Source organism: Microbacterium sp. Y355 (assembly GCF_059445345.1).
The window spans coordinates 2,913,755-2,934,713 of record NZ_JCAIUD010000001.1; the positions used below are offsets into that span (position 1 = coordinate 2,913,755).

16 protein-coding genes are annotated in these 20,959 nt (G+C 62.9%); 13 read left to right on the forward strand and 3 right to left on the reverse strand.

Features of this window, described 5'->3' with window-relative positions; all coding sequences use genetic code 11:
* Positions 1 to 24: 24 nt before the first annotated feature.
* Complete coding sequence (locus AC1C2O_RS14085; protein ID WP_495431066.1) at positions 25 to 1,602, reverse strand: ABC transporter substrate-binding protein; 1,578 nt, start codon at positions 1,600 to 1,602, stop codon at positions 25 to 27.
* Positions 1,603 to 1,700: 98 nt separating this feature from the next.
* Here AC1C2O_RS14085 and AC1C2O_RS14090 point away from each other — a divergent pair, with 98 nt between their 5' ends.
* From AC1C2O_RS14090 to AC1C2O_RS14110, 5 genes are all read left to right on the forward strand, one after another.
* Positions 1,701 to 3,152 (forward strand): alpha/beta hydrolase domain-containing protein, encoded by a 1,452-nt coding sequence (locus tag AC1C2O_RS14090; RefSeq protein WP_495431067.1) that lies wholly within the window; start codon positions 1,701 to 1,703, stop codon positions 3,150 to 3,152.
* A 179-nt stretch (positions 3,153 to 3,331) separates the two neighbouring features.
* Entirely contained in the window at positions 3,332 to 4,693 is a 1,362-nt protein-coding gene (gene gad, locus AC1C2O_RS14095) for a glutamate decarboxylase (protein WP_495431743.1), read from the forward strand.
* The gene (locus tag AC1C2O_RS14100) at positions 4,693 to 4,872 is read left to right on the forward strand and encodes a hypothetical protein (RefSeq protein WP_495431068.1); all 180 of its coding nucleotides are present in this window, start codon (positions 4,693 to 4,695) and stop codon (positions 4,870 to 4,872) included. Before gad ends, AC1C2O_RS14100 begins: the two co-directional genes overlap by 1 nt.
* Before the next feature lie 24 nt (positions 4,873 to 4,896).
* Entirely contained in the window at positions 4,897 to 5,325 is a 429-nt protein-coding gene (locus AC1C2O_RS14105) for a hypothetical protein (RefSeq protein ID WP_495431069.1), read from the forward strand.
* Positions 5,326 to 5,396: 71 nt separating this feature from the next.
* Entirely contained in the window at positions 5,397 to 6,953 is a 1,557-nt protein-coding gene (locus AC1C2O_RS14110; protein WP_495431070.1) for a molybdopterin-dependent oxidoreductase, read from the forward strand.
* Positions 6,954 to 7,013: 60 nt separating this feature from the next.
* Here AC1C2O_RS14110 and AC1C2O_RS14115 read toward each other — a convergent pair whose 3' ends face one another.
* Positions 7,014 to 7,628, reverse strand: coding sequence for a PadR family transcriptional regulator (locus AC1C2O_RS14115; RefSeq protein ID WP_495431071.1), 615 nt, complete (start codon positions 7,626 to 7,628; stop codon positions 7,014 to 7,016).
* 138 nt (positions 7,629 to 7,766) lie between these two features.
* Between AC1C2O_RS14115 and AC1C2O_RS14120 the strand changes: the two genes are divergently transcribed.
* From AC1C2O_RS14120 to AC1C2O_RS14140, 5 genes are all read left to right on the forward strand, one after another.
* Positions 7,767 to 9,065: a protocatechuate 4,5-dioxygenase subunit alpha/beta gene (locus tag AC1C2O_RS14120; protein WP_495431072.1), complete on the forward strand. Its 1,299-nt coding sequence runs from the start codon at positions 7,767 to 7,769 to the stop codon at positions 9,063 to 9,065.
* A gap of 1 nt (position 9,066) precedes the next feature.
* A complete protein-coding gene (locus tag AC1C2O_RS14125; RefSeq protein WP_495431073.1) occupies positions 9,067 to 9,837 on the forward strand; it encodes an alpha/beta fold hydrolase in 771 nt (256 codons plus the stop codon).
* A 74-nt stretch (positions 9,838 to 9,911) separates the two neighbouring features.
* Positions 9,912 to 11,033 carry an aromatic ring-hydroxylating dioxygenase subunit alpha gene (locus tag AC1C2O_RS14130; protein WP_495431074.1) on the forward strand — a complete coding sequence of 374 codons (1,122 nt, stop codon included), beginning with the start codon at positions 9,912 to 9,914 and terminating at the stop codon, positions 11,031 to 11,033.
* Position 11,034: 1 nt separating this feature from the next.
* Positions 11,035 to 12,021, forward strand: a complete 987-nt coding sequence (locus AC1C2O_RS14135; protein ID WP_495431075.1) for a PDR/VanB family oxidoreductase — start codon at positions 11,035 to 11,037, stop codon at positions 12,019 to 12,021.
* A gap of 610 nt (positions 12,022 to 12,631) precedes the next feature.
* Positions 12,632 to 13,297 carry an SDR family NAD(P)-dependent oxidoreductase gene (locus AC1C2O_RS14140; RefSeq protein WP_495431076.1) on the forward strand — a complete coding sequence of 222 codons (666 nt, stop codon included), beginning with the start codon at positions 12,632 to 12,634 and terminating at the stop codon, positions 13,295 to 13,297.
* Positions 13,298 to 13,434: 137 nt separating this feature from the next.
* Here the strand turns inward: AC1C2O_RS14140 and AC1C2O_RS14145 are convergent, their stop codons facing one another.
* On the reverse strand, positions 13,435 to 14,394 hold the full coding sequence (locus tag AC1C2O_RS14145) for a LacI family DNA-binding transcriptional regulator (RefSeq protein ID WP_495431077.1): 960 nt from the start codon (positions 14,392 to 14,394) through the stop codon (positions 13,435 to 13,437).
* A 114-nt stretch (positions 14,395 to 14,508) separates the two neighbouring features.
* Here AC1C2O_RS14145 and AC1C2O_RS14150 point away from each other — a divergent pair, with 114 nt between their 5' ends.
* From AC1C2O_RS14150 to AC1C2O_RS14160, 3 genes are all read left to right on the forward strand, one after another.
* Entirely contained in the window at positions 14,509 to 17,055 is a 2,547-nt protein-coding gene (locus tag AC1C2O_RS14150) for a glycoside hydrolase family 78 protein (RefSeq protein WP_495431078.1), read from the forward strand.
* 72 nt (positions 17,056 to 17,127) lie between these two features.
* Positions 17,128 to 18,495 carry an MFS transporter gene (locus AC1C2O_RS14155; protein WP_495431079.1) on the forward strand — a complete coding sequence of 456 codons (1,368 nt, stop codon included), beginning with the start codon at positions 17,128 to 17,130 and terminating at the stop codon, positions 18,493 to 18,495.
* A gap of 95 nt (positions 18,496 to 18,590) precedes the next feature.
* A complete protein-coding gene (locus AC1C2O_RS14160) occupies positions 18,591 to 20,879 on the forward strand; it encodes a glycoside hydrolase family 3 N-terminal domain-containing protein (RefSeq protein ID WP_495431080.1) in 2,289 nt (762 codons plus the stop codon).
* Positions 20,880 to 20,959: the final 80 nt, after the last annotated feature.

Sequence of the window (20,959 nt, forward strand, 5' to 3'; positions counted from 1 at the left end):
CCCTCGATGCGGCTCTGGCAACCATCAACTGGCCGGCTGCCAGGCGAGATCGGCCGACGGGGCGACCGGAATCGGGTTGGGGTTCAGCGCGGAGACCGTCACGTTCGTCACATCAGGGGAGATGTAGTAAACGTTCATCGTCGCAACCAACGGCAGGAACCAGGCAAGCTCGTTGGACCGCTCAGTCACCTGCTCTTCCAGAGCCGCCTTCTCATCGTCCGTCGCGACGATCGACTGAGCGACCAGGTCGTCCAGAGCCGCGTCTTTCACCCCGAACGCGTTTGTGAAACCTTCGCCTGTGAAAGTCGTGGCGTAGTCGGATGCCGTGTCGCCGACGATCGGCCAGATGATCGCCGGGTACTGCTTGCTGCCTGCCTTCTGGATGAAGTCCGGAATCGAGCTGGCGACATCGAGCGTCACGTCGATTCCGATCTCGCCGAGGTGCGAGATGGCGGCCTGGGTGATGAGTGACTGGTTGTCCAGCGGCGTCTCAGACAGCAGGGTCATGGAGAATCCGTCGGGGTAGCCCGACTCGCTCATGAGTGACTGGGCCTTGTCGAGGTCGAAATCGAAACCGTAGTCGTCGATGTGCCCGATCTCATCGGGTGCTGTCAGCTGGTCGATCGCGGTCGCGAACTCGTCGCCGCCACGGGCGGAGACGATGGCCGATCGATCGATCGCGTAGCCCATCGCCTGACGTACCTTCTCGTCGCTCAGTGCCGGTACGAGTTCTCCGTTACGGTCGAGCACGATGAGACCGTAGTTGAAGAACGGTGCGGCGAGGACCGACAATCCTGCGTCCTTGGCCGTCTCAAGAGAGTCAGCCCCACCCCCGGCGAAGTCCACCTGGCCGGTGGTCGCAGCCGAGATGACGGCATTGGGATCACCGATGACCTGCACGGCGATCTGATCGTACTTCTGCGCGTCGGAGTTCCAATATCCGTCCCAGCGCTCGTACACGTAGCTCGACTCGGCCACGGATGCGTCCGGGTTGTATTGGTAGGCGCCCGTGCCGTTCATGCCGGTCAGGAGCGAGTCGGGATCGGCCACCCCGTCCGGGCCGATGATGAGACCGAGCTGGTTCATCTGCGTGAGCTTCGTTGGTCCTGCCGGGTATGGAGATGAGTAGGTGATGAGCAGAGTGTCTTCGTCCTCGGCGACGATCGTGTCGATTGGTCCGACGGTTCCGACCTGACCTCCGCCAGCATCCATGAAGTAGTTCATCGAGTCGGCGGCTGCCTGCGCGGTCAGCTCGTTGCCGTCCTGGAACGTGACGCCCTCGCGGATCGTCAGTTCGAGCTGAGTGTTCTCCTCGTCGCGGAACTTCCATTCGGTCGCCAGATCGGGTACGAGTTCGCCGTCGCCGCTGAGGTAGATGAGCGGGTCATAGGCGAGGGCGGTGAAGACGACGCTGCCGCCGCCGCCCGCAAGAGCGGGATTCAGGCTGATCGGCACGCCGGTGAACTGCAGCGTCAGCTTCTCACCGAGGCCGCTGCTGGCGTCACTGCTCTGTTCGGGGGACCCCGAACAGCCGGTTAGGACAAGGGCTGCGCTGGCGATCAGCGCGACCCCAGTCGCTGTGTATCTACGTCGTGATGACATGCGTTGCTCCTTTGCAAGATGGTCAGGGATTCGGGATATCCGCAACGAAACTTATCAAGTAAACTGATAAACAACAACTCCCGATCGGAGGTTCATCGATGAACCCACATTCCCCGCAGTTGGTGCTTCTGGATGGCTCGAAGCCGCCGTTTGGTGCGGCCTTCGATGCCCGGGAGGGCTTCGGGTGTGACCTGTCCGTTGCGGGCTACGAAGAGGAGGAATACCTGCTCGTCGGTAGTGCAGGGCTCTGGCAGTCGGCCGAACCAGGCTCGCCGAGGCGCGACGATGCCACGATTCCCTATCGCACCCGGCTTCTCGTGCGATATCCCTCCGACCCCGCTCGTGCTTCGGGCGTCACCCACGTCGAACCGCTGCATCCCCACATGGATGCGGGCCTCTCATGGGACGCATTGGCATCGCATTTCTTGCGCCGAGGCGACGCCTGGGTGGGGGTCACCGTCTACCCACACGTCGCACGAGCGATGCGAGAGCAGATCGATCCCGAGCGGTACGGAACGCTTGAGGTTCCGGGGCTCGGCACCGAGTGGGACATTTTCTCCGATGCCCTTGAGCTGATCCGAAGCGACACTCTCGGTTCGCTGCGCACATCGCGGATCGTGCTATCCGGGTGGTCGGCGACCGGCAGCTTCTGCCGGGTGTTCGCGCGGGAACGTTTCGCGACCGCGCGCGGCAGTCTCGCCGATGCAGTGGCGATCTTCATCTCCTCTGGCGGAGCGGGACTCGCCGGGTATCCGCTGCTGTCTCCCGAAAGTCGCGCCGTTGACGCCGACGACGAGCGGCGGACGGTGCGCGATGCAGGCATTCCGGTGTTCGAGATACTGAGCGAGACTGAGTCCGAGACGCACCGCGGGCAGCTCCGCGACGACTCGGATGAGCCGGGCGACACGTACCGGCTCTATCAGATCGCCGGAGCGGCCCATATCGAGAACTGGCCAGGCGTGCGATCCACTAACGCCGCCACGCTCGCTGCCACCGGGATCGATACTGGCCACATTCCGGTGCGGGAGCAGCGCTCGGACGCTCGCAGCGATCTCATCGCCCGCGCACTTTTGGACAATCTCATCCGCACTGTCGACGGCACCAAGGCTCCGCATGGGCTGCGGTTCGACTACGCCGAGGGCCCGATACATCCCCGTCAGATGCTGCGCCGCGATGCGGACGGCAACGTGCTTGGAGGCATCCGCTCGCCATGGGCGGAGGTCGCGCTCGCCGCGTATTCGCCTCACGGTACGCCGGGAGGCGAAGGCGGGGAAGGTCCCGGCTGGACGCCACTCGCGGATCGTGACCTCGCGGCGGGGCTCGTCGGGACGATGACTCCACTGCCGAGAGGGGAGGTCGTTCGTCGGTATCAGGATGAGCGCGGCTACCGTCGACGCTTTGAGGAGTCGAGCCGCAACCTCGTAGACGACGGGTTTCTGCTAGCCGAAGATGCCCCGGAGCTGAATGAGACTGCTGCGAGCCGATGGGAGGCGTCCGTGGCGAGCTCAGACGGCATCCGAAGCGTCCCGCAGGCCAAGTTCGCGGGCTGACGAACCGCGCCCTGCTCGCGTGGAGGGTGTCCTTCGTCTGATCTTGAGCGCCGCCGCTGCCATGACGCTACGGTGTCCTGTATCGGGTGTAAACCGATGTTCGTGCAGAAGCGACCGATCAGGAGTGCACAGTGCCCACCAACCACACCCCGGCCCGCCAGTCGACCAATGTTGATCCGATGCTCAGCATCAATCCGGTCTTCGTCCGCCCCGGTGAGGCGACCGAGTTCGACAAGTTCGTCATGCCCGATGGGCCGAGCCTCCCTGAGACGGCCTACCAGATCGTGCACGACGAGGCGATCCTCGATGGAAACTCCCGGCTGAATCTGGCGACGTTCGTGTCGACCTGGATGGACGACGAGGCGAAGAAGCTGTACCTCGAAGCCGCAGACAAGAACATGATCGACAAGGATGAGTACCCGGCCACCGCGGCGATCGAAGACCGTTGTTGGCGCATCCTCGCCGACCTGTGGAACGTCCCCGATGCGAATGACACGATCGGTACGTCGACGATCGGATCGTCTGAGGCGTGCATGCTCGGCGGGCTGGCGATGAAGCGGCTGTGGCGGGAGAGGCGCAAGGCGGAGGGGAAGTCGACAGAGAACCCCAACATGGTCATGTCTGCCGCCGTGCAAGTTGTCTGGGAGAAGTTCTGCAACTACTGGGAGATCGAGCCGCGCTACGTGCCGGTGTCCCCTGAGCACATGGTTCTGGACGGGTTCGAGCTGGAGAAGTACGTCGACGAGAATACGATCGGTGTCGTCGCCATCCTCGGCCAGACCTACACCGGCGCGTATGAGCCGGTCGAGCAGATCGCCCAGAAGCTCGATGAGATTCAGCAGAACACCGGCCTTGATATCCGCATCCATGTCGACGGGGCATCCGGGGCGATGGTCGCACCGTTCTGCCAGCCCGACCTGGAGTGGGACTTCCGCATCGAACGGGTGAACTCGATCAGCACCTCCGGGCACAAGTACGGCCTCGTCTATCCTGGCGTCGGCTGGGTCGTCTGGCGGAACAACGCTGTGCTGCCGGAGAGCATCATCTTCCACGTCAGCTATCTCGGCGGCGACATGCCCACACTCGCGCTCAACTTCTCGCGTCCTGGCGCGCAGGTGCTGCTGCAGTATTACCAGTTCCTCCGGCTCGGCCGGGAGGGGTATCGCGCAGTGCAGCAGAACTCGATCGATGTCGCGACCTATCTGTCATCCGAGATCGAGAAGATGGATGCGTTCGAGCTGATCAGTCGTGGCGACACCATCCCCGTCTTCGCATGGATGCTGAAGGCTGACCACACCGACAACTGGACGCTCTACGACCTCGCGGATCGGCTGCGGATGAAGGGATGGTTGGTTCCCGCCTATCCCATGGCTGACAACCTCTCGGACATGGTGCTGCAGCGAATCGTTGTGAAAGCGGGCCTCAGTCGTGATCTGGCATCCGCTCTTCTGGCGGATATCAGGGGCGAGGTCGCCTACCTCGACGAGCTGAAGTTCCCGCTTCCTGATCGTGCGAGCGGCCAGGCTCAGTTCCACCACTGATGGTGCTCACTGAGACCAAACAGTGCTGGGGCTTCATCATTGGCTCGGCATTCTTCGCGCTGGCGACGGTGCCGGGCATGGCCTTTGGCGCGCAGACGGCGAACGTGCTCTGCTTCATCGGGGCATGGTTCTTCACCGGTGCCGGCCTCATCCAGCTCTTCCTCAGCGGTTCCGCTTAGGAGCGCCTCGCTTCAGGACGACGTGTGGTTCGTGCGGAATGGCTGACGGCATCGACGCAGTCATTCGGCACGATTCTGTTCAACGTGAGCACGATCGCAGCGCTGTTCGCCGTGTCACGTTCTGCGGATGACCGATTCGTCTGGAGTCCGGATGCCGGTGGTTCCGTCGCCTTCCTCGTGAGCGGATGCTTCGCTTTCGTCGCGTACGCGCAGGGCGGGGCGCGGATGTGGGATGCCGGCAATCGGGACTGGTGGTCGACGCTCATCAACTTCGCCGGGTGCGTCGCGTTCGCTGTATCAGCGGTCGGTGCGTACGTACTTATTGATGGTGAGGACTTCAGGGGCGCGCTCGCGAGCAATGGGACGTTCGTCGGGGCGCTGTGCTTCCTGGCCGCGGCGGCGGTGGCATTGCCGAGGCGGAGTGGTTACTCGGTGGCGTTAGCTGAGCGTTAGATCCCATCCGATTGCGCTCTGTCTCCGAATAACGTGGGAGCACACCTTCACGGGTGTAGTTGGAGGAGACCATGGTCAAGCGCAGTGGCAGGCGATTCATCGTGTGGGCGGCACTCGCGGGCGTGATCGGCGGTGCGGTCTTCCTCGCGACCGCGGAGCTGTTTGCGCTGATCCTCGCACGCGCGGCCAGTCCAATCATCGCCGTGGGCGGGTTCGTGATCGACATCGTGCCCCAGCCCTTCAAAGAGTTCGCGATCGCCACCTTCGGCGAGTACGACAAGATCGCCCTGCTGGCAGGGCTGGGTCTGGCCGTCGTCATCGCCTCCGCGATCGCCGGCATCTTGCAACTAGTGCGTCCTCCGCTTGGAATCGTCGCACTGGTCATCGCGGGCGTTGTCTCGACTGCGGCGATCGTGACCCGCGCAGGGGTGACGCCGCTCGCCTTCCTTCCGCCGGTCCTCGGCACGATCGTCGGTTCCTTCATCCTCGTGCTCCTCGTTCGTCGCCTCAAGGCATGGCGAGAGTCGACGGTCACCGGCGCAGAAGCCGCACCGACCGGGTTCGACCGCCGACGCTTCTTCATGCTCGCGGCGATCGTCGGAGCATCCGCCGTCGTCGTCGGCATCGCCGCCCGCACCGTGAGCATGGCAGTGGCTTCGGTCGAGTCGCTCCGTAGTGCTCTCAAGCTTCCGTCTCCGCGTACGAGTGTCACCGTGCCGGCGGGTGCAGAACTCGATGTGCCTGGGCTGAGCAAGCTCTTCACGCCGAATGAAGACTTCTACCGTGTCGACACGGCGCTCACTGTTCCAACGATCGACCCAGAGACCTGGCGGCTCGTGATCGACGGCATGGTCGATCAGCGTGTCGAGATGACCTTCCAAGACATCCTCGACATGGGGCTCGACGAGTATGCAATCACGCTGACCTGCGTCTCGAACGAGGTCGGTGGCGAGCTCGTCGGTAATGCGATGTGGCTCGGCGTGCCGCTGCGCGATGTGCTGCGCAAGGCAGGGCCGAAGTCCGGCGCCGACATGGTGCTGTCACGCAGTGTCGACGGCTATACCGCGAGCACGCCCTTGTCGGCTCTGACCGACGACGGGCTCGATGCCATCCTTGCGGTCGCCATGAACGGCGAGCCGCTGCCGCTCGAGCACGGCTTCCCGGTGCGGATGGTCGTTCCCGGTCTCTACGGCTACGTCTCGGCGACCAAATGGCTCACCGAGCTCAAGGTCACGACCTTCGCCGATGATGAGGCCTACTGGACGCCGCGAGGCTACAGTGCCGAGGCCCCGATCAAGTTCGCATCCCGCGTCGATACCCCCAAGCTCGGTGCAGCGGTCTCTGCCGGTCGCATTCCGATCGCCGGCGTCGCGTGGGCCCAGTCCGTGGGCATTGATCGCGTGGAGGTGAGTATCGACGATGGAGAGTGGGTCCCCGCTACGCTGTCGGCGCCTATCAACGACGACACCTGGGTGCAGTGGGTCATGGAGTGGGACGCGACTGCCGGTTCGCACTACGTAGCCGTCCGTGCGGTCAACAAGAACGGCGACATGCAGATCGAGGAACGGGCACCGATCGCTCCCGACGGCTCTTCCGGGTGGCAGCGCTCACTTATCCGCGTTACGTGAGGCGCGATGCAACGTCGGACTCCATACTTAGCGGTGGAGCCATGGCGCCGTTCCCCGGCGCTATGTGACTGGGTGTGGAATCATCACGGGTTGCGTGCCCGCCAATCGGTCGACGAGCTCCAGTCCCCGTCGCGCCCACTCGATCTCGGCGACCGCACGACCAACGAGGCCCTCGTAGGCGAACCGCTTGAACTCAATCGTGCGCTCGTGATCTTCTGGAGCTGTCACTGCGAGCCGGCGAACAAGCATGAGATTGGTCATCTCGTCGGTATGCCGAATCTGACCTTCGAACTGAACCAGTTCTTTCGTCCATTCGATGATGTGGCGCTGTAAGAACTCGCGCGCTGCCTGCGGAGTAGTCGCCTCGAGATACGCGGCTCGCAGATGAGCCGGGTCTCGCACGCGTTGGTACTCGATCGGCGAAGCCATCCATTCGAGGAATTGCGAATGACCGAGATCCGTGACGTGGTAGAGCCGGCGCGTGCCCCGCGTGCCGCGGATCTGCTCCTCGGCGGTGACGAGCCCGTCGGCTTCCATGCGCCGCAGTTCCGGATAGATCTGAGAGTTGGGTGCGTACCAAACGTGCCCCACCGACTGACCGAACTGCTTGGCGAGGTCGTATCCCGACAGCGGTCCGACACGGAGAAGCGCAAGTAGAGCGAAGCGCAGAGTCATCGGACTCCTTTCGGGACAAGGGTATACGAGCGAATATTCGTGCGGTCGCAGTCATCGTGAAATATCTATGGACATAGCTACATGCATAGCTATAGAGTGCTTTTTACGATACCAGAACGACGAAGTTTGGAGTTCGATATGGGTCTTGACAGGTCCTATCAAGACGTTCCCGGCACGACTGTCTTCGACGCAGAGCAGGCACGAAAGGGCTATCACCTCAATCAGCTCGCCATGTCGTTGATGAAACCAGCGAACCGAGAGCGTTATCTTGCCGATCGCGAGGTATATCTCGATGAGTGGTCCTTGACGCCCGCGCAGAGGCAGGCAGTGCTCGACATGGATCTGAACGCGATGATCCGTGAGGGGGGCAATATCTACTTCCTCGTGAAGATTGGCGCCACCCACGGCTTGAGTGCGCAGCAGATGGTCGGCTCGATGACGGGGATGTCGGAAGCGGCGTATCGCGACATGATGCTCGGCGGAGGACGGAAACCCCAGGGCGTTCGTCTGAAGGACTTGGACGGCTGGACACCGACACCGGTTGTTGAGGCCGCTCAGACGGCGCGGGCAGGAGCGCCGGCCAGATACACATCTGCCGTCTTCACCTCACATGTTCCCGCCATTGGAGCGGCCATGGATCTGGGCAAGACCGAGGAGCCCTATTGGAAAAGGGTGTTCGCTGGATACGAGTGGACACGCAAGTGGGCGGAAGAGAACCCACCCGACGTCGTGATTCTCGTTTACAACGACCACGCCACGGCGTTCGATGCGTCGATCATCCCGACTTTCGTGCTCGGCACAGGCGCTCGCTATTCTGTCGCCGATGAGGGCTACGGCCCGCGGCCCGTACCTGACGTCAAAGGGTTTCCCGAACTGGCGGGTCACATCGCGCATTCGGTGATCCAAGATGACTTTGACCTCACTCTCGTGAACGAAATGGTCGTCGATCACGGATTGACCGTCCCGCTCTCGCTGGTGTTCGGCGATGTCGAGGAGTGGCCGTGCCGGGTCATCCCACTTGCCGTGAATGTTGTGCAGTACCCGGTGCCATCCGGACGTCGATGCTACGAATTGGGAAGGGCGCTGCGGCGCGCGCTGGATAGATGGGACGGTGAACAGTTGAACGTTCAGATTTGGGGGACCGGTGGCATGAGTCATCAACTTCAGGGGCCGCGTGCCGGCCTGATCAATTCCGAGTGGGACAACGCGTTCCTCGACCACCTCATCGCTGATCCGCTCGGGCTGAGCGATTGGCCACACCTCGAATATGTTGACGAGGCCGGGTCTGAAGGTATCGAGCTGGTCGACTGGCTCATCGCTCGAGGGGCGATGGACGACCAGTTTGGCGGCGAGGCTCCCACCGTGGACCACCGGTTCTATCACGTTCCGGCATCCAACACCGCTGTCGGCCATCTCGTCATGTCGAATCCGGCCTGACATGCAGTCTTCTCGCGAGTCAAGTATTCAGAGGACGACTCCGGCAGTCGTCCTGGTGCACGGGGCATGGGGTGGCGGGTGGGTGTGGCGTCGTCTACTAGCGCCACTGCGTGCGGCCGGATTCGAGGTCCACGCCGTCACGCTCACCGGCGACGGTGAGCGCGCACACCTGCGCCGGCCAGACATAACGCTGCAGACCCACATCGACGATGTGCTCGGCCTGATCGAGGCAGAGGAACTCGATGACGTCGTGCTCGTGGGACACAGCTACGGGGGCATGGTCATCACGGGTGCAGCCGCGGCGTTGGAATCTGCAGAACCTTCGCGTGTTCGCGGGCTGGTGTACGTCGACGCGATGGCTCCTTTGTCCGGCGAAGGATGGGGAGTCGGTCACTCTCCCGAGATCGCAGCAACGCGGATAGCTATGGCCGCCGAACACGGCAATGCGCTGCCACCGCCGGATCCGACCGAGGGGTTCGCCCTCAGCGCCGACGATGCGGCCTGGCTGCGCCGGCGTCATGTGCTTCACCCTTTCGGCATGTATCGAGAGCCGCTCGAGTACGACGAGGCGCTGTTGCAGTCGCTGCCGCGCTTGTTCGTCGACTGCAATGAACCGGCCTACCCGACCATCGACCCGATACGCAGGCGCGTGCGGGAGACGCCAGGTTGGCAGGTGACGGAGATCGCCACCGGACACTTCCCGATGGTGACCGAACCGGTGCTGCTGGCTCGACACTTGCTCACCTTCCTGGATTCATTGCCAAACCGGTAGGCGGTGTCGCCTACGTACCGCGATAGATAGCCGAATAGACAGTGGAATTCAATTCCACGCACGAAGGAGTGGACATGGCTGGGATGCGCACGACAGCGAAAATCTTCGACTACCCGCGCGATGCGTGGTACGTGGCCGCATGGGACTACGAGGTCACACGTACTCCGCTCGCACGAACGATCGCTGGCCGGCCCCTCGCGTTGTATCGCACACAGGACGGCTCGCCAGTGGCCCTCGCGGATGCCTGCTGGCATCGGTTGGCGCCGTTGTCGATGGGAAAGGTCATCGGCGATGATCTGCAGTGCCCGTACCATGGCATCCGTTACAACCCGGCGGGGCGCTGCACCTCGATGCCCGCGCAGGAAACGATCAACCCCAGCGCGACCGTCCCCTCATTCCCCATCGTCGATCGTTATCGGTATGTCTGGGTGTGGGTCGGTGACCCCGTGCTCGCCGACCCACAACTGATCCCGGACATGGGTCAGATGACGGATCCGGGATGGACCGGCGATGGAGAGCTGATACACGCCGACTGCAACTACCAGCTGGTACTGGACAATCTGATGGACCTCACGCATGAGGAATTCGTGCACTCCTCGAGCATCGGTCAAGCCGAGCTGAGCGGATCGGAGTTCGTCACCAGTCACACGGACACGACCGTCACCGTAGAGCGGTGGATGCTCAACATCGATGCGCCACCGCTCTGGTTTAACAGCATGCGGGACAAGTTTCCGGGTTTCGAGGGCAAGGTCGATCGCTGGCAGATCATCCACTTTGAGGCGCCATCGACGATCCGGATCGACGTCGGCGTGGCCAAGGCCGGTACCGGAGCGCCCCAGGGAGACCGTAGCCAAGGCGTGAACGGCTACGTGATGAATACGATCACGCCCGAAAATGACCGCACATGCCATTACTTCTGGTCGTTCCAGCGCAACTACTGCATCGACAGTCAGCTCATCACCACCCAGATGCGTAACGGCGTGCACGGCGTGTTCGGTGAAGACGAGCGGATGCTGCACGCGCAGCAAAGTGCGATCGATGCGAATCCTGACTACGAGTTCTACAGCCTCAACATCGACGCTGGAGGCATGTGGGTGCGCCGCATCCTCGAACGGATGCTAGAGCGGGAGGGGCGACCAACGAGTGTTCCGCTCCGGCCGGGGAGCTCCGCGGAATCTATGCCAGAGGCTGTGTGAAATGGCGCAGGCGCACACCGTGACATGGCAGCAGGCCACCGTGCGAGAGTCGGTGCGTGTGACCGACCGCATCCAGCGGATCGTACTGACTCCCGACGCTCGACGCAGTCTGGGCCCGGGCATGCACATCGATGTTCGCATGAACCTCGGCGGTGAGCCTGTCATGCGTTCGTATTCCATCGTCGATTCAGTCGGCGATGGCGGAGACTTCGCCATCAGCGTCATGCGCACGGACGTCTCGCGCGGTGCAGCCGTCTTCATGCACGCTCTCCGGCGCGGTGATCGCATCGATGTGACCCACCCGCTGCAGGACTTTCCCTACCGGCATGGCGCCGCCCAGTACGTCTTTCTCGCTGGCGGGGTCGGCATAACGGCCGTGCTCGGTATGGCGCGAGCGGCTCGCGCAGCTGGTGCGGAGTATCGGGTTGTCTACTGTGGGCGCAGTAGGGAGGCCATGGCCTACCTCGATGAACTGATCGCCGAGCACGGCGAAAGGCTGCGTGTGCACGTCGGGGAGGAAGGCACCTCGCTTGATGTTCCACAGTTCGTCACCGATGTCGCACCGGATGCGGAACTGTACATGTGTGGTCCGATTCGGCTCATGGATGCTGTTCGGCGAGCATGGGATGCTTCTGGCCGGCCCAATGCCAACCTTCGATTCGAGACGTTCGGCAATAGTGGCTGGCATGACGCGCAGCCGTTCCGTGTGCGAATCCCAGGTGCCGACATCGATATTGTCGTGCCGCCAGACAAGACACTGCTGGAAGCACTTGAGGATGCGGGTGCCGACCCGATGTTCGACTGTCGGAAGGGGGAATGCGGCATTTGTGAGGCTCAAGTCGTGGAACTCGTCGGCGACATCGACCACCGCGACGTGTTCTATAGCGAGCGTCAGCGCGACGCGAGAGCGAAGATCTGTCCTTGCGTGTCCCGCATCAGAACGACCAACGAGACCAAGATGGCCACCATCGAGCTCAAGCTAACGTGACGTCGGAGGCGCTCAATCATTCCTGCGACCATGCCAACTGGCGTGAGAACTCACAGCTGTGAGTTTTCAACGTAGTTGGCACACGGAAGGCTAGTTGGCACTGATGGTTCCGCGGAGCCTGACGTCGGTTTTGCAACTGTGTTCTCAAGATAGTTGGCACAAATTCGGAAAGAATCAGCAGATCAGAAGGTATTTCTTGGTGGACGGTCAACCTGAACCTCCCGCCGACAGACGACCTGGCCCCGAGCGCGCTGGTGGGACAGCTGCGCGGAGCGGTGTTACGGCGTCAGCACGAAGATCTGTTCGGAGGCGGGCTTGCGTGAGTCTTCGCTCGATATTGGCAACGTCAACGCATGCTTCTATTTGTTCCGGGATGGGTATACGGCGCTGGAGTTCCCTCAGGGGCTCCCCTTGGAGGATTCGAGGGGCTCATCGAGAAGCGCCGATGCAAGTCTCGGCGGCGAAGTCCCACTGTCCACGTCACCATGATCACCTCGGGAGGGAGCCATCGGTTGATGGGTGTACTCGGAGGGACTCCCACACGGCAGGGCACCCGTCTAGCGTGGAAGTCGTGCTCTCGCAATCGGGACCAATTGAGGAAAGGACCACCATGACTACTATTGCCATCGTCGGGGCTGGGGCCGGACTCGGCCAGGCCACCGCTCGCCGCTTCGGCCGCGAGGGCTTCGCCGTAGCTCTGATTTCCCGCACCCAGGAGAACGTCGACAAGCTCGCCGCGGACCTGACCGAAGAAGGAATCACGGCGCGCGGCTACGCCGCGAATGCCCGCGATGCGCGGGCGCTGCGCGCTGCGCTCGACACTGCGGCCGCGGACCTCGGCTCGATCGAGGTCCTGCAATACAGCCCGGTCCCTGCGCGTGATTTCATGAAGCCAGTGCTCGAGAGCACGGCAGAGGATCTGGTCGGACCGATTGAACAATCCGTGTATGGGCCGGTCACCGCTGTCCAACACGTCCTGCCTGGTCTGCGAGAACTAGGCCACGGCACGATCCTGCTTATCAACGGCGGCAGCGCGGTCCGTCCGAACGGCGGCGTCGCCGGAACATCCGTCGCTTTCGCCGGAGAATCTGCATACGGCCAAATGATCCACGACGCTCTCGCCCCCGAAGGTATCCACGTTGCGCAGCTCATCATCCCTCGCGGGATCGGCGGCGGCGAGCCCGACCACGAACCAGAGGCTCTCGCCGATCGCATCTGGTCCCTGCACCGCGATCGCGGTGAGTTCCGCACGTTCGTCGGAGGCGATGCCGCATGACAGTGACCTCTTGACGCGTCATCACGGATTCGTTTGTCGCCTTCGGAATGGTACGCACTCACCAAGGCCGCCGGACACAACGTGCCTTGAGTTTGGTCCTCGTCAGGATCCGCATGCCACTCTGCCTCGTACGCTGGCTACGTCGTTCCGCGCCGGATGAGGCTGAAGGTGGGTCCAGGCTCGGGGGTCTCATCAACGAGTTCGCCGATTCCGGCGAGCGCGGTGGTGATGAGTAGATTGCCCGCGGCGACGAGGTCGTAGCCGATTGTTGTTAGGGGTGGATATGACACCGCTGACAAGGGTGTGTTGTCCATCCCGATGATGCCCACGTCCTGGGGAATCCGCCAACCGTCGGCGCTTGCAGCAGATATGAGGGCAGCCGCCACGTCGTCGTTGTAGCACGCGATCCCCATGCCCGGGAGACTCAGCAGACGCAGGGCGCGCGCCGCTTCGTCGGGATCGATGCCGAGTTGGATGGAGATAGGGTCGCACAGTCCCTGTTCGCGGCAAACTGCCCGAACTCCCTCCTCTCGTGCCTGACCGAACGGATCTTGGCGCGCGTCGCGAAGATGAGCGAAAGCCAGCTGACGATACCCTCGCTCAATCAAATGACCTGCTTGTATGGCGCCGATCTTCGCGTCGGCACCAGATCCGGCCCCGGTCAACACTGGGTCAAAAGCCTTGACGCCACGATCAATGAGCAACGCGCGTTCTTCAGGGGAGAAGGGGGTGAGCGACACGACTGCGCGTGGCCTCATTCCAGCGATCACGCGGTCCAGAGGGTCGATAGTCGATGTGGCGAGGTGCAGCAGAAGCGTCAGTCCACGAGTCGCCAAGTTCTCCGTGGCGGCCTGGAAGATGTCTTGAATGTTGCCGCCGAACGTCGTGTTCGGAAGTATCGCGAGGATGATGTCGCTCGTCCCCTTCGCGAGCGTGCGGCCTGCTGCGGACGGCTGATATCCGAGATCTGTCGCCGCTTTCTTGACTCGATCACGCGTTGAACTCGCGAACCGCTCGCCGCGACCGTTCAGGATTTGGCTGACAGCCCCTCGGGAGACTCCAGCGAGCTGCGCGACATCTTCGCTGGTTGCTGCCATAACTTGATCATAGATCAGAGTTGACGCGCGTTACCTGATGTGTTTTCATTTGAGTAACGCGCGTTACCGAGCGCTGTGTCTCGCTCAACCCTCATGCATGACAAAGGAGCCGTTGTGAGTTCTTCAGTGCTAGACGCTGCCGCCCCTAGCGTCGGACGTCCCTGGCAAGGCTCATTTATCAGTGGCCCCGTGGGCAGCGGTGACGGTGGGACAGCTGTGTATTTCCGGCGCGAGTTCGACGTCATTCAAACTCCATTGCGGGCAACGCTGAAGCTCACCGCACTCGGTGTCGTCGTGTCTTACGTGAATGGCTCTCGGGTCGGCGAGGACGTGCTCGCGCCCGGCTGGACCTCCTACCGCCATCGCGTCATTGCGAGCACCCACGATGTCACCGACCAGATCCGCGTGGGAACCAACGTTCTTGGAGCGATCGTCGGTGAAGGCTGGGCAGCGGGCCCGCTCACCTGGGAGAACGTCCGGCACAACTACTCCGATCGACCGGCACTGTACGCGCAGTTGGAATTGCACTTCGCCGATCGCGTGGAAGTCATCGCAACGGACGACCAGTTCCGTGTCGGGGCTGGCGCAGTGCGTGGGAACGGGATATACAGCGGCGAAGACTTCGACGCCCGAATGGAGCCGGATGGTTGGAGTCGACACGGTTTCGATGATCAGGGCTGGCATGCAGCCGAAATATTCGAGTGGAGTCTCGACACCCTCGCCGAGCCGACCGCTCCGCCTATTCGTCGCATCGAGGAACTCGCGCCCATCGAGATGCGAGCGACAGACCGCGGGACGACAATCGTGGACTTCGGTCAGGTCATCTCGGGGTGGGTGCGAATGAGGGTGTCCGGCGAGGTCGGTACGCAGGTGACTCTGCGCCACGCTGAGATCGTCACGCCTTCAGGGGAGCTTGATCGAGAGACGAACCGCAGCGCCGAGGCCACCGACCGATACACGCTTCGAGGGGGCCCTGGTATCGAGGAATGGGAGCCGCAGTTCACATTCCACGGCTTCCGGTACGTCGAGATCGAAGGTTGGCCGGGCGATCTGGATGCGGATGCGCTGCGGGCAATCGTCATACACAGCGACATGGCGCGCACTGGATGGTTCGAATCATCGAACGAACTGGTCAACAAGCTGCACGCGAACACCGTATGGTCCATGCGCGGCAACTTCGTCGGGCTCCCGACCGATTGTCCGCAGCGGGATGAGCGAATGGGGTGGACGGGGGACATCAACGCGTTCGCCCCCACCGCAACATTCCTGTACGACGTTCGCCACCTGTTGGGATCTTGGCTGCAGGACCTGGCCGCCGAGCAGCAGGAACAAGGCACGGTTCCCTGGGTGGTGCCGGACGTGATGACGACCCCTTCCTCACCGACCGCACTATGGAGCGACGTCGCCGTCAGTCTGCCGTGGCAGCTGTACCAGGAATATGGCGACCTCGACATTCTCCGCGCCAGCTACGCATCCATGACCGCGCACGTGCGCGAGGTGGAGGAAAATCTCGATGACGCGGGACTGTGGAGTACTGGCTTCCAGTTCGGTGACTGGCTCGATCCCGACGCCCCTGTGGAGAGCCCCGCGGGCGGCAAGACGGACCGGCATCTCGTCGCGTCCGCTTTCTTCGTGAAGACGACCCGCGAGATGGCGGAGACCGCAGCGCTCCTCGACGAAGCCGCGGACGCAGAACGGTTCGCATTGCTTCACGACCGTGTGCGCGACGCGTTCCGTCGCGAATACGTCACAGAGTCCGGTCGAGTCGTCGAGGAAACAGCCACGGCGTATGCGCTGGCGATCATGTTCGGCATCCTCGACGAGGATCAGATGCGGAAAGCGGGGGAGCGGCTGGCTGACGTCGTCGCTCGAGCGCAGTACCGCATCTCGACGGGCTTCGCAGGAACACCACTGGTCACCCACGCCCTCAGCAGCACAGGCCAGCTCGACGCGGCATATCGCCTGTTACTCGAGACCGATTGTCCGTCTTTTCTCTATCCCGTCACGATGGGCGCCACCACGGTGTGGGAGCGATGGGACTCTGTGCTCCCGGATGGCAGCTTGAACTCAACCGGGATGACGTCGCTCAATCACTACGCGCTGGGAGCGGTCTCCGACTGGCTGCATCGTGTCGTCGGCGGCCTCACGCGAGTGGACCCGGGTTGGCGTCGGATCCGCATCGCCCCGCAACCTGGTGGCGGGCTCACCTCCGCGCGCGCGTCGCACGACAGCATCCTTGGACGAGTCGAAGCATCGTGGCGCATCGAAAGCGGTGAGCTTCAACTGGATGTGACCATCCCCGAGGGTGCCACGGCGATGGTCGTCCTCCCGCTGCATGACGGCGGCGGGCAGGAAGATGTCGGTGCTGGTACGCATTCGTGGCGCTACCCCGTAACCGCGGGCTACGGGGCGTCGGCACGGCTGTCCATGGACAGCACCATGGCCGAGCTCTCGGAAAACGACGATGTGTGGGCCGCGGTCCGCGCGGTGACAGCCAAGCATTTCCCTGACATGCCGGTTGATGCGGGCATCCCAGGAATGGCGGGTCTTTCGCTGACGGCAATCCTCGACCAGATTCCGGCCGAGTTCCCCGGCTTCCGTGAAGACCTGCAGGCCGCACTGGACACATCCCAACTCGCGCCCGCGAGCCCGATCAACTAACCCGACCCGCGCGGCCTCGCGCAACAAGACCCGTGAAGTGAAGCTCGCTCCACACATGATCAAGGAGGATCCATGACATCTCAGGACCGCACCACGCCGGACCCGTTCCCGGTACCGACCGCATCCGCGGCATCGCCTGCACTGAACGAAGCAACCATCATCGGTGAGCAGATCAGCCTCACGGGTTCGCTGCCCGTCGGCGATCGCCCCAAGGTCAGCGCCGCGTACATCTGGCTGATGGTCATGGCGACCTTCGGCGCGATGATGGCACTCGTTGCGCCAATCGGATTCTCGCTGTCCGTTTTGATCGACCGCATCGCTCCCAACAACGATGAGTACCTCGGCTACGTCACCGGTGCCGGATCACTCGTCGTCGTCCTGATCGGGCCGATCATCGGCATCCTCAGTGACCGCACCCGCACCCGGCTCGGACGACGCCGACCCTGGCTCATAGTGCTAGCCCTCGTCGGCGTCGCGGGTCTCGTGGTCGTGTCCTTCGCACCCAACGTGCTCGTCGCGATTCTCGGCTGGGCAATCACACAGTTCGGGTTCGGCATCGCCGCTCTTCAGCTCACCAGCTCCCTCGGCGACCGCCTTCCCGAGTCACAACGCGGGAAGGTCGCCGGGCTTAACGGAGTTGCAGTGATGGTCGCACCAATCGTCGGTGTCCTCCTCGCGAGCGCCTTCGCCAGCTCCAGCATCCTGATCTTCCTCGTGCCCGGAATCCCGGGCGCGTTGCTGATCCTGCTGTTCGCTGTTTTCATCAAGGAACCCGACGGCCGCAACTTCCCCACACGCCCAAAGGTCTCGCTGCGCTCGTTCCTTGCCGGATACGGATACAACATCAAGAAGTACCCCGACTTCTCCTGGAACTGGTTGGGTCGCTTCACCTTCAACTTCGGCGTCACCTTGGCCACGACCTTCACGACGTTCTTCTTCGCGTTCAAGCTCGGAATTCCGGTCGCTGAGATCGGTGGGATCATCGCGATCACAAGCATCATCGGTATTGCAGCAACGGTCGGCGGTGCCGGGTTGAGCGGGTTCCTGTCCGACCGACTCAAGCGCCGTAAGTCGTTCATCGTCGTGTCGGGTGTGCTGTTCCTCGCAGGAACGACGGTTTCCGCGATGGCGCCCGATTTCACCATCTTGCTGGTCGGGCTGTTCGCGATGAACCTGGGTCTCGGAATCTTCTCGGCTGTCGATGGCGCGCTGATGCTCGACGTACTCCCCGAACAGGATACTGAGGCTGGCCGGTTCGTCGCGATCGCACAGTTCTCCACGTCGATCCCGCAGTTCGCGGCGCCGCTGTTCGCGCCGCTCGTACTGCTGTTCGGCGTCGCAGCGGGGGAGAACAACTACCCGTTGCTATACGTCGTCGCAGGCGCGCTCGCGCTCATCGGCGGCCTGATCATCCTCTTCAAGGTGAAGAGCGTGCGCTGACCGACTGCCGCTCCGAGACCGGGGCGCACGCGTCCCGGTCTCGCCTCCGACACGAACCGCTTCTGAGCCCTACAGCTCCCGCACCTCCGAAGGACATGATGAACGATCTGCCATTTCGCAATGCTGACCTACCCATCGAAGAACGAGTCGACGATCTTCTGTCCCGACTGACACTCGAGGAGAAGACCGGACAGCTGACGCAGTTCTTCCATCTCGGAATCGAAGTCCCCGAAGGGTTGGATCTCGAAACTTTGCCTCCAGAGCAGCGGGCTTACGCGGAGCAACCCGGGATCGTTCAGCAGGCGATTCAGAGCGGCGGGACCGGCTCGATTCTTTTCGTCAAGGATCCCGCCGTAACCAACCGCATGCAACGCCTTGCCGTCGAGAAGAGCCGGCTGGGAGTGCCACTGATCTTCGGCTTCGACGTCATCCATGGTCTTCGGACGATCTTCCCTGTCCCGATCGCCCTGGCCGCAACCTGGTCGCCTGCGACCATCGAAGCCGTGCAGGCTACTGCGGCCCGTGAGGCACGCGCCGTTGGCATTCACTGGTCCTTCGCGCCGATGATCGACATCGCCAGGGACGCCCGGTGGGGACGGATCATCGAAGGCGCGGGTGAAGATCCCGTTCTCGGGTCCGAGGTCGCGGCGGCGCAGGTCCGGGGTTTCCAAGGCGATTTCGGACCGGACTCTATCCTCGCCGGCCCGAAGCACTTTGTGGGCTACGGCGCGGCGCGCGGAGGCCGCGACTACGACGATGCGGAGATATCCGACTCGGAACTCTGGAACGTCTACCTGCCGCCGTTCCGCGCGGCGATCGAGGCGGGTGCCGCCAACATTATGACCGCGTACATGGACTTCAACGGCGTACCCGCATCCGCGAATCGGCACCTGCTTGCTGACGTGCTGCGTGGCGAGCTCGGTTTCGACGGGTTCGTGGTGTCGGACAACAACGCGGTGCGGTCGCTGGAGACGCAGCACTTCGCCGAAGACCTGACCGACGCCGCCGTCCGAGCCATTACGGCAGGGGTGGACATAGAGATGTCCATGTTCGATCCGGCGTACTCCCGGCTCGCGCAGGCAGTCCACGACGGCCTACTGGCAGAAAACGTCATCGATGACGCCGTACGGCGGGTGCTCACGGCGAAGTTCCGTCTCAGCCTTTTCGAATCGCCGTACGCCGATGAAACAGAGGCGGCCACCGTACTAGGCGCAGGGGAGAGCCGCGAGCTTTCCCGCACAGCAGCGGAAGCCTCGTTCGTTCTTCTCAAGAATGATGACGATACCCTGCCGCTGGACGCCGGCCGGCTCGCGTCCGTTGCCGTCATCGGACAGCTCGCGGACAGCAAACGCGACACCCTCGGGCCGTGGGTCTTCGACCACGACACCGATGAGACCGTGACGATCCTCGACGGTCTTCGCGCGCGTCTCGGAGACGGGGTCACGATCGACCATGCTCCGGGTGCGGGCATCCCGCGTCGAGTGTTCCCGTCGATGTTCGATCAGATGGACCCCACCGTGGTGGCCACGCCCGAGGAATACGACGAGGAGGCGGAGACACGCAAGGCTGTCGAACTGGCTGCAGCGGCGGATGTTGCCATCGTGGTCGTCGGTCAGCGTCAGAACCAGATCGGCGAGAACGCGTCCAGCTCCACCCTTGTGCTTCCGGGGGAGCAGGAAGAACAGCTGAAGAAGATCGTCGCGACGGGCACGCCGGTCGTGTTGATCGTGATGTCGGGCCGCCCGCTCGATCTTCGTTGGGCGGACGAGCACGTCCCGGCAATCCTGCAGGCGTGGTACCCCGGAACCCGCGGTGGCGACGCCGTCGCTTCGGTGCTTCTCGGGGATGCCTCACCGGCCGGGCGGCTGCCTTTCACCTGGCCGCGCCATGTCGGTCAGCTGCCCATGGTGTACGCACACAACCGAACATTCGCGCCGCAGGATCAGGGTGCACGGTACTGGGAAGAGGAAAGCACTCCGTTGTACCCGTTCGGTTACGGTCTGTCGTACGCGAAGTTCGAGTACAGCAACCTCGCACTCGACCGTTCGAGCATCCGCGGCGGCGAGTCCGTCGTTGTGTCCGTCGACGTGACCAACACGTCGACGGTCGATGCCGACGACGTCGTACAGCTATACATCCACCAGCGCTACGGGACCTCGTCTCGTCCCATCCGAGAGCTCAAGGCCTTCGAACGCGTCTTGGTTCCGGCCGGTGAGACGCGGCGAGTCGAGCTCGGCCTCGGTGCCGAGCAGTTGCGGTATTGGAGCGCGGTCACTCGTGGCTACGTGCAGGACAAGACGACGATCGACATCTGGGTCGGGGGAAGCTCCTCGGCCGAGCTGAGCGCAGTCCTGGCCGTCACGGACGAGGCAACGACCCGATGAGTGCGGAGAGCACCGCACCGACTGCGTCCAGGGTTATCACCAACCCCCTCGATCTACCGTATGCCTATTCTCACGTGCGC

Coding starts and splice junctions, on each gene's coding strand:
- AC1C2O_RS14085 (WP_495431066.1), bottom strand. CDS start 1,602: ATGTCATCACGACGTAGATACACAGCGACTGGGGTCGCGCTGATCGCC.
- AC1C2O_RS14090 (WP_495431067.1), top strand. CDS start 1,701: ATGAACCCACATTCCCCGCAGTTGGTGCTTCTGGATGGCTCGAAGCCG.
- gad (WP_495431743.1), top strand. CDS start 3,332: ATGCTCAGCATCAATCCGGTCTTCGTCCGCCCCGGTGAGGCGACCGAG.
- AC1C2O_RS14100 (WP_495431068.1), top strand. CDS start 4,693: ATGGTGCTCACTGAGACCAAACAGTGCTGGGGCTTCATCATTGGCTCG.
- AC1C2O_RS14110 (WP_495431070.1), top strand. CDS start 5,397: ATGGTCAAGCGCAGTGGCAGGCGATTCATCGTGTGGGCGGCACTCGCG.
- AC1C2O_RS14115 (WP_495431071.1), bottom strand. CDS start 7,628: ATGACTCTGCGCTTCGCTCTACTTGCGCTTCTCCGTGTCGGACCGCTG.
- AC1C2O_RS14120 (WP_495431072.1), top strand. CDS start 7,767: ATGGGTCTTGACAGGTCCTATCAAGACGTTCCCGGCACGACTGTCTTC.
- AC1C2O_RS14125 (WP_495431073.1), top strand. CDS start 9,067: ATGCAGTCTTCTCGCGAGTCAAGTATTCAGAGGACGACTCCGGCAGTC.
- AC1C2O_RS14130 (WP_495431074.1), top strand. CDS start 9,912: ATGGCTGGGATGCGCACGACAGCGAAAATCTTCGACTACCCGCGCGAT.
- AC1C2O_RS14135 (WP_495431075.1), top strand. CDS start 11,035: ATGGCGCAGGCGCACACCGTGACATGGCAGCAGGCCACCGTGCGAGAG.
- AC1C2O_RS14140 (WP_495431076.1), top strand. CDS start 12,632: ATGACTACTATTGCCATCGTCGGGGCTGGGGCCGGACTCGGCCAGGCC.
- AC1C2O_RS14145 (WP_495431077.1), bottom strand. CDS start 14,394: ATGGCAGCAACCAGCGAAGATGTCGCGCAGCTCGCTGGAGTCTCCCGA.
- AC1C2O_RS14155 (WP_495431079.1), top strand. CDS start 17,128: ATGACATCTCAGGACCGCACCACGCCGGACCCGTTCCCGGTACCGACC.
- AC1C2O_RS14160 (WP_495431080.1), top strand. CDS start 18,591: ATGATGAACGATCTGCCATTTCGCAATGCTGACCTACCCATCGAAGAA.